At 64.9% G+C, this 15,448-nt stretch carries 13 protein-coding genes and 1 pseudogene; 6 read left to right on the top strand and 8 right to left on the bottom strand.

What is annotated here, in order from left to right:
* The first annotated feature begins 341 nt into the window (after positions 1 to 341).
* Both ABIB49_RS16885 and bcp read left to right on the top strand, forming a co-directional pair.
* Entirely contained in the window at positions 342 to 740 is a 399-nt protein-coding gene (locus tag ABIB49_RS16885) for a winged helix-turn-helix domain-containing protein (RefSeq protein ID WP_349359604.1), read from the top strand.
* Between the two features lie 47 nt (positions 741 to 787).
* Positions 788 to 1,282 (top strand): thioredoxin-dependent thiol peroxidase, encoded by a 495-nt coding sequence (gene bcp / locus ABIB49_RS16880; protein ID WP_282360771.1) that lies wholly within the window; start codon positions 788 to 790, stop codon positions 1,280 to 1,282.
* Positions 1,283 to 1,324: 42 nt separating this feature from the next.
* Here the strand turns inward: bcp and ABIB49_RS16875 are convergent, their stop codons facing one another.
* The 3 genes from ABIB49_RS16875 to ABIB49_RS16865 all read right to left on the bottom strand — a co-directional run bounded on the left by ABIB49_RS16875 (position 1,325) and on the right by ABIB49_RS16865 (position 4,311).
* Complete coding sequence (locus ABIB49_RS16875; RefSeq protein WP_354157404.1) at positions 1,325 to 2,653, bottom strand: GGDEF domain-containing protein; 1,329 nt, start codon at positions 2,651 to 2,653, stop codon at positions 1,325 to 1,327.
* 365 nt (positions 2,654 to 3,018) lie between these two features.
* Complete coding sequence (locus ABIB49_RS16870; protein WP_282360773.1) at positions 3,019 to 3,564, bottom strand: ankyrin repeat domain-containing protein; 546 nt, start codon at positions 3,562 to 3,564, stop codon at positions 3,019 to 3,021.
* A 174-nt stretch (positions 3,565 to 3,738) separates the two neighbouring features.
* On the bottom strand, positions 3,739 to 4,311 hold the full coding sequence (locus tag ABIB49_RS16865; RefSeq protein WP_282360774.1) for a GlcG/HbpS family heme-binding protein: 573 nt from the start codon (positions 4,309 to 4,311) through the stop codon (positions 3,739 to 3,741).
* Positions 4,312 to 4,523: 212 nt separating this feature from the next.
* On the opposite strand from ABIB49_RS16865, the gene ABIB49_RS16860 reads away from it, so the two are divergent.
* Both ABIB49_RS16860 and ABIB49_RS16855 read left to right on the top strand, forming a co-directional pair.
* Positions 4,524 to 5,723 (top strand): sensor histidine kinase, encoded by a 1,200-nt coding sequence (locus ABIB49_RS16860; RefSeq protein WP_354157403.1) that lies wholly within the window; start codon positions 4,524 to 4,526, stop codon positions 5,721 to 5,723.
* Complete coding sequence (locus ABIB49_RS16855) at positions 5,720 to 6,346, top strand: response regulator (protein ID WP_226776500.1); 627 nt, start codon at positions 5,720 to 5,722, stop codon at positions 6,344 to 6,346. The genes ABIB49_RS16860 and ABIB49_RS16855 overlap by 4 nt, the downstream gene beginning before the upstream one ends.
* Positions 6,347 to 6,379: 33 nt before the next feature.
* On the opposite strand, the gene ABIB49_RS16850 is transcribed toward ABIB49_RS16855, so the two are convergent.
* Positions 6,380 to 7,870, bottom strand: a complete 1,491-nt coding sequence (locus ABIB49_RS16850; RefSeq protein WP_354157401.1) for a chlorohydrolase family protein — start codon at positions 7,868 to 7,870, stop codon at positions 6,380 to 6,382.
* 285 nt (positions 7,871 to 8,155) lie between these two features.
* Here ABIB49_RS16850 and ABIB49_RS16845 point away from each other — a divergent pair, with 285 nt between their 5' ends.
* Positions 8,156 to 9,529 (top strand): DUF3100 domain-containing protein, encoded by a 1,374-nt coding sequence (locus ABIB49_RS16845; RefSeq protein WP_282360778.1) that lies wholly within the window; start codon positions 8,156 to 8,158, stop codon positions 9,527 to 9,529.
* A 143-nt stretch (positions 9,530 to 9,672) separates the two neighbouring features.
* On the top strand, positions 9,673 to 10,986 hold the full coding sequence (locus tag ABIB49_RS16840) for an MFS transporter (protein WP_226776497.1): 1,314 nt from the start codon (positions 9,673 to 9,675) through the stop codon (positions 10,984 to 10,986).
* Between the two features lie 58 nt (positions 10,987 to 11,044).
* Here the strand turns inward: ABIB49_RS16840 and ABIB49_RS16835 are convergent, their stop codons facing one another.
* From ABIB49_RS16835 to ABIB49_RS16820, 4 genes and pseudogenes are all read right to left on the bottom strand, one after another.
* Complete coding sequence (locus tag ABIB49_RS16835; RefSeq protein ID WP_282468167.1) at positions 11,045 to 12,286, bottom strand: amidohydrolase family protein; 1,242 nt, start codon at positions 12,284 to 12,286, stop codon at positions 11,045 to 11,047.
* 207 nt (positions 12,287 to 12,493) lie between these two features.
* Positions 12,494 to 13,333, bottom strand: a pseudogene (locus ABIB49_RS16830) (ABC transporter ATP-binding protein); the annotation flags it as partial.
* A gap of 8 nt (positions 13,334 to 13,341) precedes the next feature.
* A complete protein-coding gene (locus tag ABIB49_RS16825; protein WP_354157400.1) occupies positions 13,342 to 14,418 on the bottom strand; it encodes an ABC transporter ATP-binding protein in 1,077 nt (358 codons plus the stop codon).
* A complete protein-coding gene (locus ABIB49_RS16820) occupies positions 14,415 to 15,416 on the bottom strand; it encodes an ABC transporter permease (protein ID WP_354157399.1) in 1,002 nt (333 codons plus the stop codon). The genes ABIB49_RS16825 and ABIB49_RS16820 overlap by 4 nt, the downstream gene beginning before the upstream one ends.
* Positions 15,417 to 15,448: the final 32 nt, after the last annotated feature.

Below are 15,448 nucleotides of genomic sequence, written 5' to 3'. Positions count from 1 at the left end.
GGCGTCGTCCGCAAAACCTACCTCCGCGGCCACCCCATCAACAACCACACCCCCCACGGCACCCTCCTGCGCCGCGGCGGCATCTAAACCCCACCGCCATGTCTGTCCACGCCCATACAAGCGGTCCTGCGGCACCTGCGGACCGGGGGACCAGCGGGTTGCTGCACGGTCCTGGCCGGAAGAACATGCCCAGGGGTTTGGCAATCTGGGTTGAATCGTCCCGCGCAGATGAGGCGACCATGGTTCACGCGGCCGAAGTGCTCCTGGCCCGCGTGCTAAGAATTGTTCCGGAGGCGGAAGTACATCATTGGCCCGCCTCCGGAACAGCGCAACCTGAAGCCGTGCCCCCCGAAGGGATCGACGACGTGGGCCCGGGAGAGGACGACACAGGGCCCCCGCTCCGGGCCGGTACGCGCCCCCGCACGGTGGCAGTGGACCTCGCCAACGGAACAGTCCACGTCGATCAGTGGCCTGTTCAGCTGACTGGGGTCGAGTTCAGGCTCTTGCGCTACCTCGTGGAAAACTGCTCGAGGCCGATAGCGCGCAGTGAACTCCGGGAGTTTCTGGAGTCGCTGGATTTCCCGGGGTGCGCCTCGCGATCCATTGACGTCTATGTGGCCCGAGTGCGCCGAAAGCTTGGCGGGGCCCGGTCTACGATTGCCACGGTTCGCGGCGGTGGCTACCAGTTTGTCCCCGGTCCTTACGCCAAAGTGCGTGGACCTGCCGAATACTCCATCTGAATTGTTTCAACCGGGAAATCCGATCCCACGACCTGTCAAGGAAGACCATGAACCTGTTCCCGACATCCCAGCGAGTCCCCACGAAGCTTCGGCCCGGAACGCCGGCACCGGATTTCAGCTTGACCGACGCTGGCGGCAAGCGTGTCTCGTTGACGGACTACCGCGGCAAGAGTGCCATCGTGTACTTTTACCCGAAGGCAGCGACCCCTGGCTGCACGACCGAGGCGTGCGATTTCCGCGATAGCCTGGCCTCCCTCACGAGGTCCGGATATGCGGTCCTCGGTATCTCGCCGGATTCGCAGGCCGCCTTGGCCGCCTTCGCCGGCGACCAGGGGCTTACCTTCCCGCTGCTTGCCGACGAGGACCATGCTGTGGCCCTGGCCTACGGTGCGTGGGGCGAGAAGCTGGTCAACGGCGAGGTTACGGAGGGCCTGGTCCGCTCCACGGTGGTGGTGGACCCCGAGGGCATCGTCGAACTCGCGCAGTACCAGGTCACTGCCAAGGGCCACGTCGCGCAGCTGAAGGCGGCACTGGGCCTGTAGCCACCGGCCGGCTATCGCTTCGGTATGGCCTCTCCTGCGCCATCAGGCAATCACGCATCGGTCCCGGCCTGACTGCTTGGAGGAGTAGAGGGCGACGTCGGCGTGACAGATCATTTCCTCCGGGGTTGTGGTGTTCCCTGCGTGGCCCGCGAAACCGCCAACGCTGACGGTCAGACGGATGGGGTGACCGTCCTCGAGGAGGCCTGCTTCGGCGACAGCCAGTCGGATCCTCTCGCCCGTTATGGCGAGATCGTCCCGCGTCGCCCCCGGCAAAACAACAATGAATTCTTCGCCGCCATAACGAAGCAGCACATCGCTCCCGCGCAGGACCTTTCGCGCCGCTTGCACCACGCTGCGCAGCACTCGGTCGCCGACCAGATGCCCGAAGGTATCGTTGACCACCTTGAAATGGTCAATGTCGAACATGAGCACCCCGAGTGACTGGTGGGATCGCCTGGACCGATCGAATTCCTCCTCCAGCCGAACCAGACCTGAGCGTCGATTGAACACGCCTGTCAGTGGATCCAAAGCTGCGATCCGTTGCAGGTCCTCGTGCGTGAGGGCGTTGTTCACGGCCACTGCCAGACCCGGAAGCGAGGCGCCCAACACGGCCCTGGCCGCCGGGGCAGGGTGCTCCGCGAACGCCATCACCAGGACCCCGACTGTGGCCGCGTCGAACAGGACGGGCAGGATGTGTACCTCCTGCGGAGTAAATTCCGTCAGTGCCCCGGCCCTGACGAGGTCTTCGGGCAGCATAAGCACGGCGGGCCGTGCCGTGCCCAAGACACCGAGTACCAACTCTGTACCCGCCAGGTCGATACCGGCTCGCATCCGCAATGATCCGGCCACGTGGAGCGTGCCGTTGCTAACTGTGAGCAGCGCCGCAGCAGCACACGCGGTGTGCACCGACAGCTCATGCAACGCCGCCTCCGCGAGGGCGCCGATTTCCAGGTGGGCAGCGAGGGCTTGCGACACCTTCTTGATCCCATCGGAAACCTGGTGGCTGTCCGACAGGCTGGCGACCAGGCCGTTAAACGACTGGGCCACGTCGCCGAATTCATCGGCTGAGTCCACTGGAATTGCGCAGCCCGCCAGATCGCATCCTGTCCAGTCACCGCTCGCGGCCGCATCGACCAACAGAGCCTCGACAGGAGCCATCCCGGCAACCAGAGAACGCAGCCGACCCCCCACGACCACACGCACTAGGAGATGGTTGATCTCCGCGACAGCGATCCCCGCGGCCACGGTCAGGGCAAAGAAGCCTGGCTGCACGGCCGCCTCGGGTGAGAGTCCGAGCACGATCAGAAGAAATGGGAAGACCAGGCCGATAAGGAGCCCGAAACCCAGCATCCAGATTCTGAGGTCCAGCATGACATTGCCGGAGAGCCGGGGCAGCCACCCGTAATGAGAACCGGCCGGTCTCTTCCGCAGCGGCGCTAGCACTAGAGTGCCCACGGTCTGAGTGGGTTCGCCGTCGTGCGAGAGCACCCGGCACCTTTCATGATCGACCTCATAGCCCCCCCGGCTTTCGGTTGCGACCCGGGCAATCGTGGAGTGTTCCTCGTCAGCGTGCGGGCGGTTCACTGATTATGCTGGAGTGGGTTCAGGGAACAAAATCGCTGCCCCTTCACGGTCGGCGGGTGCGGTGTCCGTGGGCTAAACCTCGGACATCTGTCGAGCACACCCTTTGAGGCGTCGATTCACAAATTGCTCCGGGTGGTGGTGACGGCATCCTCTCAGAGGTCGTTTGGGCCGGCCGCCGTTATGATACTGACGATCTCAGCAAACCCCAGCCGGTGCGCGTTCTCCAAAGCCGTTCGCCCCTGAGGATCCGGGATGTTGGGGTCCGCTCCTGCGGCGAGGAGGTGCCTGACTACGTCCTGCTGCCTGGGGCCGCCGTCGTTGAGCAGGATGGCCTCCTGCAGGGCGGTCCAGCCCAGGTTGTTTACGTGGTTGACGGGAACCCCTGCTGCTGTGAGGATGCGGACGGTCTCCACATGTCCGTGTTCGCTGGCGGGAATCAGAGCTGTCCCGCCGAACCGGTTGGTGCTGGAAACGTCAGCACCGTTGGCGATCGTCAGCCGCAAGACCCCGTTGAATCCTTCTGCCCCGGAGTAGAGGAACGCCGAATCCTGACGGGAGTCTTTGGCATTGACGTTGCCCCCGGCCCGGATCAGCTCTGTCACGTGGGCGACGTCGTTGGCCTTGGCAGCCAGGATAAGACGCTGGTCCAGTGATGCCTGCGCCTCGCGGGAACGGGCCGGCGGAGCGGAGACAGCCATCGTCGGGGCCACAGGCGGCGGTGCCGCCAGTGGCGGCGGTCGTTGTCCGGGGCTCACCCCGCCCGTCGGTGACGAGGGACGGAGTGGCTCCCCGGTTCCCGGGCCGCAGGCCGCCAGCCCCAGCATCGCTGCACAGATCAGGACAAGATTCCGGTTCCAGAACATCGTGATTTCCTACTTGGCTGTGCCCGGTGCCACACCCGCGATGGCGTCCGCCCCGGCCGCGGCACAGGCCTCGTCGAGATTACCGTCGGGAGCACCGCCCACACCGATGCCCGCCACAGAGACCCCGTCGACCTTGAGCGGAACCCCGCCGGCCAAGAAGAGGGTGCCCGGGAGATCAGCGATGCTGGGCCCGTTCCCGTTGACCCGCTTGGACAGCTCGCTGGTGGGCGTACCGAAAGCCGCTGCGGTATAGGCTTTTTGCCTCGCCGCTTCAATCGTGTGCTCTGCGGCGTTGTCGCCGCGGAGAAGGGCCTGCACGGTTCCGAAGCGGTCGACGAGTGCCACCGTCACGAACGGCAGCTTGTCAGCTTGGCATTTTGCGAGGGCAGCTTGTACGGCAGCAGCCGAAGCACCCACGCTGATGCGGTTCTGGGCAATGACTTTTCCAGGGGACGGCTGGATGTCGGTGGTGGCTACCGCAGCCGGAACCGGGTTGGGCCCGGCATTGGCGGCAGCCGTTAGCCCTGCGGTGATGAGCAATGCAGCAGCAGCGGCGGCGGTGATCTTCTTGGACGTCTTCACGGGTTCTCCTCGGAGTACTGTAGGGGGCGGGCCCAAGCCAACGGCCCGGGCCCAAATCCATTCTTCGTCCTCGCACCGGTTGGGACATCGGGCGTTGGTCTGCCGATTTCTCCCCCATCGGGCCAGGAGTATCAGCCAAAAGGGTGAGGGAGGCCTAACGGCGCGGGACTTAATATGGTGGGGTAGCACTTCATCCACCGGAACCGGACCCTATGCCTTCCTCATCAGCCACTTTGCGGGAACACTCCCAGCACCAACGGGCCACCGCCACGGGCAGCGGTCCGCTGGGCCGAATCGACGCCGTCGTCCATATCGGTTTTGCCGTGCTGGTGGTCGCGTCGGCGGTCCGGTACGCGATGCGGCACAGCCCCGCGGACAACGTGGGGGTCCTGGCACTCGCCACAGCGGTCTGTTCGCTGTACGCCGTGATCGCTGTGCTCTCGCAGCGGAGGCGGCCCTGGGCGGTGTGGATGTTTTTCCTGGCGGGGCTGTGGGCCGTGCTGGTGATCGCAGCGCCGAGCTTTGCCTGGTGCTCCTTCGCCCTGTTCTTCCTTTGCCGCACTGCCTTCACCGGCTGGGTCGCCAACCTCGCTGGCGGCGCGACGGCAGCAGTTACCGCCGTCGGGCTCTTCCGGCTGGGCGGCGGAAACGACGTCGCCATGCTTTTGGGCCCGCTGGCCGTCGGGTTCATGCTGACACTGATCTATAACCGGATTGAACACGACACTGCGGAGCAACGCCGCCTGAATGAAGCGCTGACGCAGGCACAGGATCAGCTGGCGGCCACCGAGCGGCGGGCGGGCAGCATCGAAGAACGTGCGCGGGTTTCCCGGGAAATCCACGACACAGTGACGCAGGGCCTGGCGAGCAGTCTCCTTCTCCTGGAAGCCGCCAGCCGGTCCTGGCCCAGCCCGGCCGCGCGTGAGGACGTCCGTTCGGCCAGCGGTCTGCTGCGCCAGAACCTGGCCGAAACCCGCAGCCTGGTCCACGAATTAGCTTCCCCCGGGCTGGATACGGCGCCCCTGACGGATGCCGTGTCCAGGGCAGCGTCGCAGTACCTGCCGGGTGTTCGCCTCCTTGTCACCGGTGTGCCCCGTACCGTCACCGCCGCCACCCGGCACGCCCTGCTGCGGGTGGTCCAGAGCGCGACGGCCAACACGGCGCTGCATGCGGCTGCGGCCAACGCAACAGTCACGCTCGGCTTTCTACCGGGCGCTGTCACGCTGGATGTATACGACGACGGCGCGGGCTTCGATCCGTCGTCGCTGGCGCCGCCCTCGGACACAGGAGGCTATGGGCTGCGCGCCATGCGGCAGCGGGTGGAACAACTCGGCGGCGTGTTCTCGGTGGAAAGCAGCCCCGGCGGCGGGACGGTTGTGGCCGCGGAACTGCCTACCGGGGAGAAACAGTGAACATCATTTCCGTGCTGCTGGTAGATGACCATCTGGTGGTCCGCAGCGGGCTCAAGGCGCTGTTGGGGACGCAGCCCGGCATTGAGGTGGTGGCCGAGGCAGCCTCCGGCGAGGAGGCACTGGTGCTGGTGGAGCGGCACGGTCCGGCCGTGGTGATGATGGATCTCGCCATGGGTGCCGGCATGGACGGCATCGAGGCCATCAAGGCATTGCGGCGCCGCAACAGTCGGCAGGCGATCCTCGTGTTCACCACCTACGACTCTGATGCCGACATCGTCCGCGCCGTGGATGCCGGGGCGATGGGCTACCTGCTTAAGGACGCTTCACCCGAGGAGATATTTGCAGCTGTCCGCGGCGCAGTCCAGGGCAAGAGCGTGATGAGCGCGCCGGTGGCTTCGCGGCTCTTCCAGCAGCTGCGCAACCCGGACGCAATCCTGACCCCGCGCGAGGCCGAACTGCTGAGCCTCCTGACCGAAGGACTCAGCAACCGGGAACTCGGCCAGCGGCTGTTCATCTCCGAGGCCACAGTCAAAACGCATTTGGCACATATCTACGCCAAACTCGGCGTCGAAACCCGGGCAGCGGCTATCGCCACCGCCATCCGCCGGGAGGGCATGCGCTAGGCCGTGCCGAAGCCGCGGCTGAAACGTCCCGCGTTATGGTTTTGATGCGCTTGGAGCCGGTGCACTGGCATAGGGAAAAGTCGGAGGGAACAGTTGGTCCGGAGACCGGCGTTCGCTGTCACGCTCTGAGTATGCTTCGCGCATCTTTGCGAACAGCCGTTGGGCCTCCACTTTCAGGCCCGGAATATCAATGCCCGGGATGTCGCCGTCCCGCATTACGATGCGCCCTGCGACGACGGAATGAGTGGCCTGCCGTGCTGTTCCGTTCAGCAACAGGGTTCGAATCGGGTCGTCCAGGACTCCGTCCCGGAAGTCGTCAAGAGCGAACGCAACGAGGTCCGCTTGCGCTCCTTCTTCCAGCCTCCCCAGATCAGGGCGGTCCATGGCGCGGGCTCCGCCGAGGGTTGCTGCTTCAAAGTAGTGTTCCGCGGGTGCTGCGTCCGGCCTTCGCTCTAGGAGTTTGGCCAGGTGTACACCGGTGTCCATGCCGCGGATGAGATCCGGCGGGAAGGAGTCCGTTCCAAGACACAGGTTGATGCCTGCTGCCCGGAAGGCAGCGAACGAGTCGAGTGCCATGCCGTATCTGAAGGATGTGAGTGGACAGTGGACGATGGAGATATTTGCATCCGCAAGAGTTTGAAGATCACCGGCATCCATACCACCCAGGGCCGGATTCCGGTCCACGAAGATTCCGTGCGGGATGAGTAGGCGCACATCCAGCAGCCCTGTTTTCTGCAAGAGCTGGAGGGGAGTAAGTCCGTGCCAACGCTGCAGCAGTTCCCGTTCCAGAGCCCCTTGAAGGCAGTGCAACCGAACGAGGGCATGCCTTTCTCGGGCGATTTCGGCCGTTGCGCGCAGGAGTTCAGCGGTCAGCGTTTCAATTCTGCACGGTAGGAGAACCCCGGTAATCAGCGGATCGGCCAGATCCTCTGCGTAGTCCAGGAAGCGAACGGCATCGGCGAGCCCGGCCCGCCCCTGGCTCTCGTCGAATGCGACGTCGCGCTGTCCATCGGCCCTGACAATATTTACCCCGGAGCGGAACGCCGGGCCCAAATATCCCCGGAGGCCGAGCTCGCGGGAGGTCTCGGCCATGCCGGCAAGCTCTGCAAAGCTTTCCGCCCAGGCGGAATGGATCTCCGATGCGATGGGCATGTAGGTAGTGATGCCGTGCAGTGCCAACTGCACCAGGGCGTATTTCCGGATGGTCTGGCGCTCCTCTGCGGTGAAAACGTCCGCGCGGCGGCTTCGGAAGTAGTCTTCGGACCATTGCAGACCGGTGGCCCGGTCCGGCGATGCCCACGAGTCGATGAGCAGGTGATCGATGTCTGTCAGGGCGTCCAGATCGATGAGACCCGGCGTGATGAGGGAACGGCCAAGATCATAGTGCTCGTCCGCGGGACCCTCGTAGCCGTGCCCGACATACACAATGCGCGTGCCCTCGTAGACAACGTCACCGTCGCGGATAAGCACGTGGTGACCGTCCTTATGCCCGAGCACAAATGCTGCGCTGAACTTGGTGCGCAAACCAACCTCCAATGTCGATGATGGAGCGGGCACCGCAGGGTGAACCGCACAGATCAAACCATATCGATTTTGGTATACCAATAACAAGGGTTTGGTGAGGTCAGATGGGGCCCGGTCATCCGAACCAGCTAATCGCCGGGCTTCAAACGTGATTTACATCTCGTCCGAACCGGCTTACTATATTTTTGGTATACAAAATAGTTGCGACATAAAACACACATGTACCCCCGACCCAGCAGCCGCCCAGTAAGGGTGGAGGGTCTTTCCCAAAGGACAGTTACTCCCATGGCCTCAGAAGCCCAACAAATCAGTCAGACCTCCGCATCCGTCGCGGACCAGAAGATCACGCGCCGGCACTGGTGGACGGTGGTGACCGTGTCCATGCTCGTCTCGACGGCGGCCGTCCTGATTGGCACGTACAAGTTTCAGCTGGGCCCGGCGCCGGTGGTGCTCTTCCCCATCATTTGGGCCGTTGTCATCGGCGGCATCATCGGAACCCAGCGAATCCGGCGCGTCTCGGGTGCCAGCCGCGCCGTTGCGACGCTTCTGTTGGAGATCGGAATCATCCTTTTCCTCGCTCGGCTGGGCACGCAGATCGGGCCGTCGCTGGCGAAGGTCACTGAGATCGGTCCGGCCATCCTTCTTCAGGAGGTCGGGCACATCTTCGGCACGGTCATCCTCGCCTTGCCGATAGCTGTGGCCATGGGGCTGGGTCGGGTAGCGATCGGGGCCACCTGGTCAATTGACCGCGAGTCGTTTCTTGCCTTCGCCATCCAGCGTTTCGGGGTTCGCTCCGGGGAGTACCGTGGCGTTTTCTCCGTGTGGTTGCTCGGCAGCCTCTTTGGCGCAGTCTTTATCTCCCTGCTCGCCGGATTCCTGGGCGGACTGAATATCTTCGATCCGCGTGCACTGGCCCTCGGGCTTGGGCTCGGCTCGGCGTCGATGATGCTCGGGGGAGTGGGGGCGCTTTCGCTGCTCTACCCGGAACAGGCCGGTGAAATCATGGCGCTGGCCGCATTGTCCAACCTCGTTACGAACATCGTCGGCTTCTATGCGGGGGTCTTCCTGTCCCTGCCGCTGTGCCGGAGGCTGTATGCGTTCTGGAGCCGCCTTTTTGGAAAGGACGACGAAGGCAGGTCCACGCGGGGGACCCGAGGCAAGACGGCACAGAGCGCAGCGGCGCAGCTTGCCCCTCCAGTGGCAGTGGAGGTAGATCCGGCACTGAAGCTGACTCCACGGATTACGATTCTCGCCTTCGCCATCGCCGGGGCCTCCGCCCTCGCTATGAACGTCATCGGAACGAAGAGCTTCGCCTGGAACGATCTGGCGGGTGTGGTCGTCCTGTTGCTGCTGACGGGGCTGTCCTTCCGTCTGGCCCGTCTGATGCCCTCGGTGCCGTCCAGTGTGTGGGTGCTGACTCTCACAACGGTACTGTCGGCGCCGTTCCTGCCCACTGCCGGTCTGCTTGCGGCGCTGACCGGACATCTGGACGTCATTCTCATCGGGCTGCCTGCGCTGACTTTGATCGGGCTTACGGTCGGGCGGGACATCAAGGCGCTGAAGTCCTTGAGCTGGAAGATCATCGTTGTCGCGCTGGTGACCTACAGTGCATCCTTCATTGCGGCGGCCGCCCTGGGGCAGATTGCCCTCGGCCGGTAACCGGCGCCCTGAGCTCACTTTAGAAATCTGGTATTCCAAAGAATCCTCCTTTACGAACGCCGCACGCATGCGTTCTGCGCGTGAACCGACGGTCCCTAGATCAGGCTAGGCTTGGTATACCAGAATATAGTCAGGAGACGACTGTGAAAAAGATCCCCCGGGCGCCCTGGGAGCGGCCCCGGACACCTGCAGCTTCGAAGATCGCATTGACACTCGTCGCTTTGAGCCTCGTTTCCATTAACCTACGGCCGGCGATTACGACCATCGCCGGATCCATGGGCCAACTGGAACAGGGGCTGGGGATAGCTGCCCCGGCGCTGCCGCTCCTTGCGGCGCTGCCGGTCCTCGCCTTCGGAATGTCCGCCCCGTGCGGACCGTGGCTCGCCCGCCGCCTGGGTGCAGGGACAGCCATCGCTCTTGCGATGCTGTTGCTGGCCTTGGCCCTGGTCGCCCGGGTGCTGGTGCCTGCCCTACTGCTCCCCGGCACCTTTGTGGCCGGCATGGCCATCATGGCAGCCAGCGTGTTGCTGCCCCAGGTCGTCAAGGCCAACCAGGGCAACGGCTGGTGGACGGGGCTGTGCAGCATGGGCTTCGGACTCGGCGCGGCACTGGGGGCAGGGTTGATCCAACCGCTGCAGCACGCTCTGGACGGAAGCCTGAACGGGGCTCTGGCCATCTGGGCTGTACCAGCTGTGCTGGCGGCAATACTGATGCTCCAACACGGTGGGGTGGCCACCGGACCTGCCGGTACGCTGGCCGCCATTCCACCTTCAAATGCTTTCAGCTCCGGCAGCTCAAGGGCCGGTGCGGAGCGGCTACTCCCTGCCGCCCGCGCACTGCGGAGCCAGGGAACTGCCTGGGCGGTGACAGCATTCTTTGGTCTCCAGGCGATGCTCTACTTCGCGGTCACTTCATGGCTGACAGTCTTCCTGGTGTCGAAGGGCCTCACCGCCGGCGACGCTGCGGCGCATCTTGCGTGGTTCAGCGTGGCCGGCCTTCCCGCCAGCCTGCTGGCACCCGTGCTGGCCAGCCGGCCGGCTGTTCTCAAGATCATGGCGCCCGGTTTGGGGATGTTTGTGGCCGCCGCGCTGCTCGGGGTGCTGGCCGGCCCGGCTGAGTTTCAGTTCCTCTTGATAGGTGTCCTGGGAGTTGTCCAGAGCGCCGGACTCGGGCTTGGACTTGCGCTCGTGGTGCTCCGCTCCACGGGGCCCCAAACCGCGGGGAGTCTTTCGGCGATGAGCCAGGGGCTCGGGTTCGCCCTGGCCTCCCTTGGACCTGTGCTGGCCGCCCTGATTCATGATGTGACCGGCGGCTGGGAAGCTGCGTTCTGGGCCTTGGCGGGAGTGGCCATGCTGCTGTCCCTGGCGGGATACTTCTCGGTGAGCGGGCGAATCGTGTCTGCGGACGAAAGCACGGTGTTCACCGGCGAGACCCGGCCGGCCGGCGTCGGAAGCTGACCCCCACACAAAAAAGTGGCAGGTCCCTTAGAAAGGAACCTGCCACTTTATTGCGGGCCTAGGGAAGTAGTTGCAGTTGGTCTGCCACAACGCGGCCGCGGTGGATCACGGTTCGGTCGGTGCCCCGGTCCATGACCGCGGAGGCGACCGTCTCGCCGTCGACCAGCAGCAGCTCGGCCGGATCGCCGACGTCAAGGCAGGGCCGGTGCGCGGTGCCGTTGAGCCGGATGGCGGCCGGGTCCAGCACGCTGGCGCCGCCCACCGTAGCGATGGCCAGGCAGTGTTCGATCAACTCGTCCCTGCGGAAACCATGGGTGAACGCGAGCTGCCAGGTGCGGTCCAGCATGTCTGTATTGCCGTAGGGGGACCAGTAATCGCGCTGCCCGTCCTCGCCCAGGCCCACGCGGACACCGGCCTCCGCCAGCAGCGGGAGCGGGAGCTGCCCGGATGCCGCCGGGGCCACGGATGCCATGGAGATGTCAAGCTCCGCGAACTCCTCGACGAGCCGGTGTGTGGTGGCCTCGGAGACGCTGCCCAGCTGGTAGGCGTGGGACATGGTGACCTTGCCCTGCATCCCGAGGGCCCGGGTTCGCTCCATCACCAGGTCCGTGCTGAAGACGCCCAGCTCGCCCGGTTCGTGGAGGTGGATGTCGATGGGAACCTGGTACTTCTCGGCCAGGCCAAAGACGATGTCCAGGTGCCGGACGGGATCCCGGTCCAGGCTGCATGGATCAATGCCACCCATCACGTTGGCCCCGGCCCGGAGGGCCTGCTCCATCAGCGGCACGGTGCCGTCCTCGAGAAGGAGACCGGCCTGCGGGAAGGCGATGATGTCGACGTCGGCCTGGTCCTCGAAGTGTTCCTTAGCCGCCAGGACCGCTTCGAAGCGTTCCAGCCGGCAGTCCACATCGACCTGGGCGTAGGAGCGGACCCTGGTTGTGCCGCGCGCGATCATCCGGCCCAGCGTGTTGTTGACGCGTTCCTGGAGGGGGACCTCGGCGTCGCGCCAGTTTTTCCGGTCGTTCATCATCATGGTCCAAACGCCGGGGCCTCCGGTGTGCTCGCGGAACGGCAGGCCGATGCGGGTCGAGTCCAGGTGGACATGGACGTCGGAGAAGGACGGGAGCAGCAGCCGGCCGCGGCCTTCGACGACGGTGGCCGCCTCTTGGAGGGCCCCTGGCGGGTCCGTCGGGGTGTGCGCGGGGTTATGCGGCTCGATGCCGGCGATTTTCCCATCTTTGAGCAGGATGTCGCTCAGCGCTTGCCCCCAGGGACGGGCGGCGCGGATCAGGGTAGTCAATGTAGTGCTCCTTATTGTTGGGTCTATTGCACACCGGCGGGGGTGGCGGCGGCCAGCCCCGCCGGTGTGGCAGGCCGGGGCGGCCGGGCCGGCCGGTGAGGGAATGTCGCTGATGCACACCTGCTGCCGGCTTTCGTGCAGTGCGTCGAACAGTGGGCAGCGGGTGCGGAAGACGCAGCCGCTGGGCGGGTTTGACGGTGACGGAAGATCTCCGCGGAGCCTGATCTTCACTTGCTGCCGGGCTGCCCGTGGATCGGGCAACGGCACCGCTGAGAGCAGCGCCTGGGTGTAGGGGTGCCGGGGGAGACGGAACAGCTCATCGCGGGGGCCGTGTTCGGCGATCTTCCCGAGGTACATAACGGCCACCTGGTCGGAGATGTGCCGGACAACGGAGAGGTCGTGGGCGATGAAGATGTAGGCGACGCCGGTGTCACGCTGGATTTCCTGGAGTAGGTTGACCACCTGGGCCTGGACCGAGACGTCCAGTGCGGACACCGGTTCGTCGCACACGATCACGGACGGGTTCAAGGAAATAGCCCGGGCGATGCCGACCCTTTGGCGCTGGCCGCCGGAGAACTCGTGCGGAAAGCGGTTGTAATGTTCGGGTCTGAGGCCCACCTGCTCCATCAGGTCTTTGACGCGGCTCTTCAGGCCTGCGGGCGGGTTGATCTTCTGCGCCACCATCGGCGCGGCGATCGCTGTTCCGACCGTTTGCCTCGGATTAAGGGAGGCGAACGGGTCCTGGAAGATCATCTGGACCTTGCGCCGGAAGTTGTACAGGTTTTTCCCGTGCAACTGGCTGATATCGACTCCGTCGACGACGATCCGCCCTGCGGTAGGGTCCAGCAGCCGGGCGATCATGCGGCCGGTGGTGGATTTTCCGCACCCGGACTCACCCACGAGTCCGAGTGTCTGGCCCCGTTCGAGACTGAACGAGACACCATCGACGGCCTTGACCGAGCGATGCCCGCCCGGGGTGAAGAGCCCGCTCTTGACGGGGAAATGCTTCTGAAGGTTCTCAACCTGCAGAATGGGCTGCCTGTCCATGGCGGGTCCTAACGCGAAGTCCGGATGGTGATGATTTGGGGGCTGGTGAGATGGCAGCGTTTGCCGTGGCCGTCCTCCACCAGGAGCTCGGGTCTGTGCTCGCGGCAGACATCGGGGCCGGCCAGCGCAGCGTAGTCGCACCGGGAGCGGAAAATGCACCCTGGCGGCAGCTCAAGCAGCGACGGCGGCTGGCCGGGGATCGGGCTGAGGCGGCCGGAGTTCCCGGCGAGCGTCGGCATGGAATTGAGGAGCCCGAGGGTGTACGGGTGGCGGGTGTCGTGGAAGATCTCGTCCACCGGCCCTGTCTCGACGCACTGGCCTCCGTACATGACCAGCACGGAATCGCAGACCTCGGCCACGACGCCCAGGTCGTGGGTGATGAGGATCAGCGCGGAGTTGGTTTCTGCCTGGAGTTCGGCCATGAGGTCCAGGATCTGGGCCTGGACGGTCACGTCCAGGGCCGTGGTGGGCTCGTCCGCGATGAGCAGTTCCGGTTCGCAGATGAGGGCCATGGCGATCATGGCCCGCTGCCGCATGCCGCCGGAGAAATGGTGCGGGTATTCGCCGTAGCGCTGCTCGGGGCTGGGAATTCCCACCCGGCCGAGCATATTGATGGCTGCGGACCGGGCCTGCTTTCTGCTCGCCTGGTGGTGGACGAGGTAGGCCTCGGCGATTTGATGACCGACCGTGTAGAAGGGGTGCAGCGCCGAGAGTGGGTCCTGGAAGATCATGCCGATGTTTCGGCCCCGCAGCTGCCTCATCCCCGCTTCGGCCAGTGTGATGAGGTCCTTGCCGTCGAAGAGCACCTGGCCGGAAACCTGGGCAGAGGTGCCTTTTAGCAGGCCCATCAGCGCCTGGCTGGTCACCGATTTTCCGGATCCGGATTCGCCCACGATCCCAAGGGTCTGCCCGCGTTCCAGGGTGAAATCCATGCCGTTGACTGCCGAGATCATGCCGTCGTCGGTGGGGAATCCGACGGAGAGATTCCGAACGTCCAGGAAGGCGCCGGCACTGCCGTCCACCGTGTCCGGGGTTGTTGCGGGGGCGGGAACGGCGGCGTGGGCGCCGTGGTGAATCTGGGTCATTGGAGCCTCACTCGGGGATCGATGGCGGCATAGGCGAGGTCAACGGCGGTGTTGGCGACGATGACGAAGAAGGCGGCGAGCATGGTGATGGCCATGGTGACGGGCAGATCGCCCGAGATCGCTGCCCGCACCGCGGTGAAGCCGAGCCCCGGTACGGAAAAGATCTGTTCGGTCAGGACGGCGCCGCCGAGCAGCAGGCCGATGTCCATGCCCAGCATCGTCACGATGGGGGTGATCCCGGCCCGGACGCCGTGCTTGAACGTCACGGTCCGTGGGTGGAGCCCCTTGGCCCTGGCGGTGCGGATGAAGTCCTCACCGAACGTTTCGATCATGTTGGCGCGGGTGATCCGGACATAGGAGGCGCTGAACAGCACGGCGAGGGCAACCCAGGGCAGCAGGTAGTTCAGCATCCACGCCCAGGGCCCCTGAGGGCCGAACGGGCTGATGATCTCATTGGTGGTGAACGGCAGCAGGTGAAGCTGATTGACGAACACCAGCAGCAGGAAAAGTCCGGTAACCGGGATCGGCAGGGAGACGCCCACGGACGCGGCGCCGACGATAAACTTGTCGGTGGCGCTGCCTTTCCTGAGGGCCGCGAGCAGGCCCAGGCCCACTCCGGAAACTGTCCACAGGACCAGTGCGCCGACCGCTATCGAGAGCGTGTAGGGCATGGACCGGCTGATGATGTCGGAGACGTTTTCATTCGTCTGGAATGATTTTCCAAGGCAGGGCCACTGGCAGATGGATTCAGCGCCGGGGGTGCCGATCATACGCGGCGAAACCAGCCCGCGGATGTACTCGGCGTACTGGATGAAGAACGGCTGGTCCATTCCCAGCGCGACGCGCGCCTCGGCGACGCGTTCGGGCGTGCATTCCTGGCCGCAGGCAGCCGACGCAGGATCGGCCGGACCCAGCTGGAAGAGTGTGAAGGTGATGAAGCTGACGGCTACGAGTAGCAGGACCAGGGAACCTGTCCGGCGAAGTATGAATCTGATCATGGTCGTTGCGGGCCGCCCGCCTGAATCCGGGC

Origin of the sequence: Arthrobacter sp. UYCu512, from assembly GCF_040547075.1 — a bacterium.
Taxonomy (GTDB): Bacteria; Actinomycetota; Actinomycetes; order Actinomycetales; family Micrococcaceae; genus Arthrobacter.
This window is presented reverse-complemented; position numbering and strand designations above follow the sequence as displayed.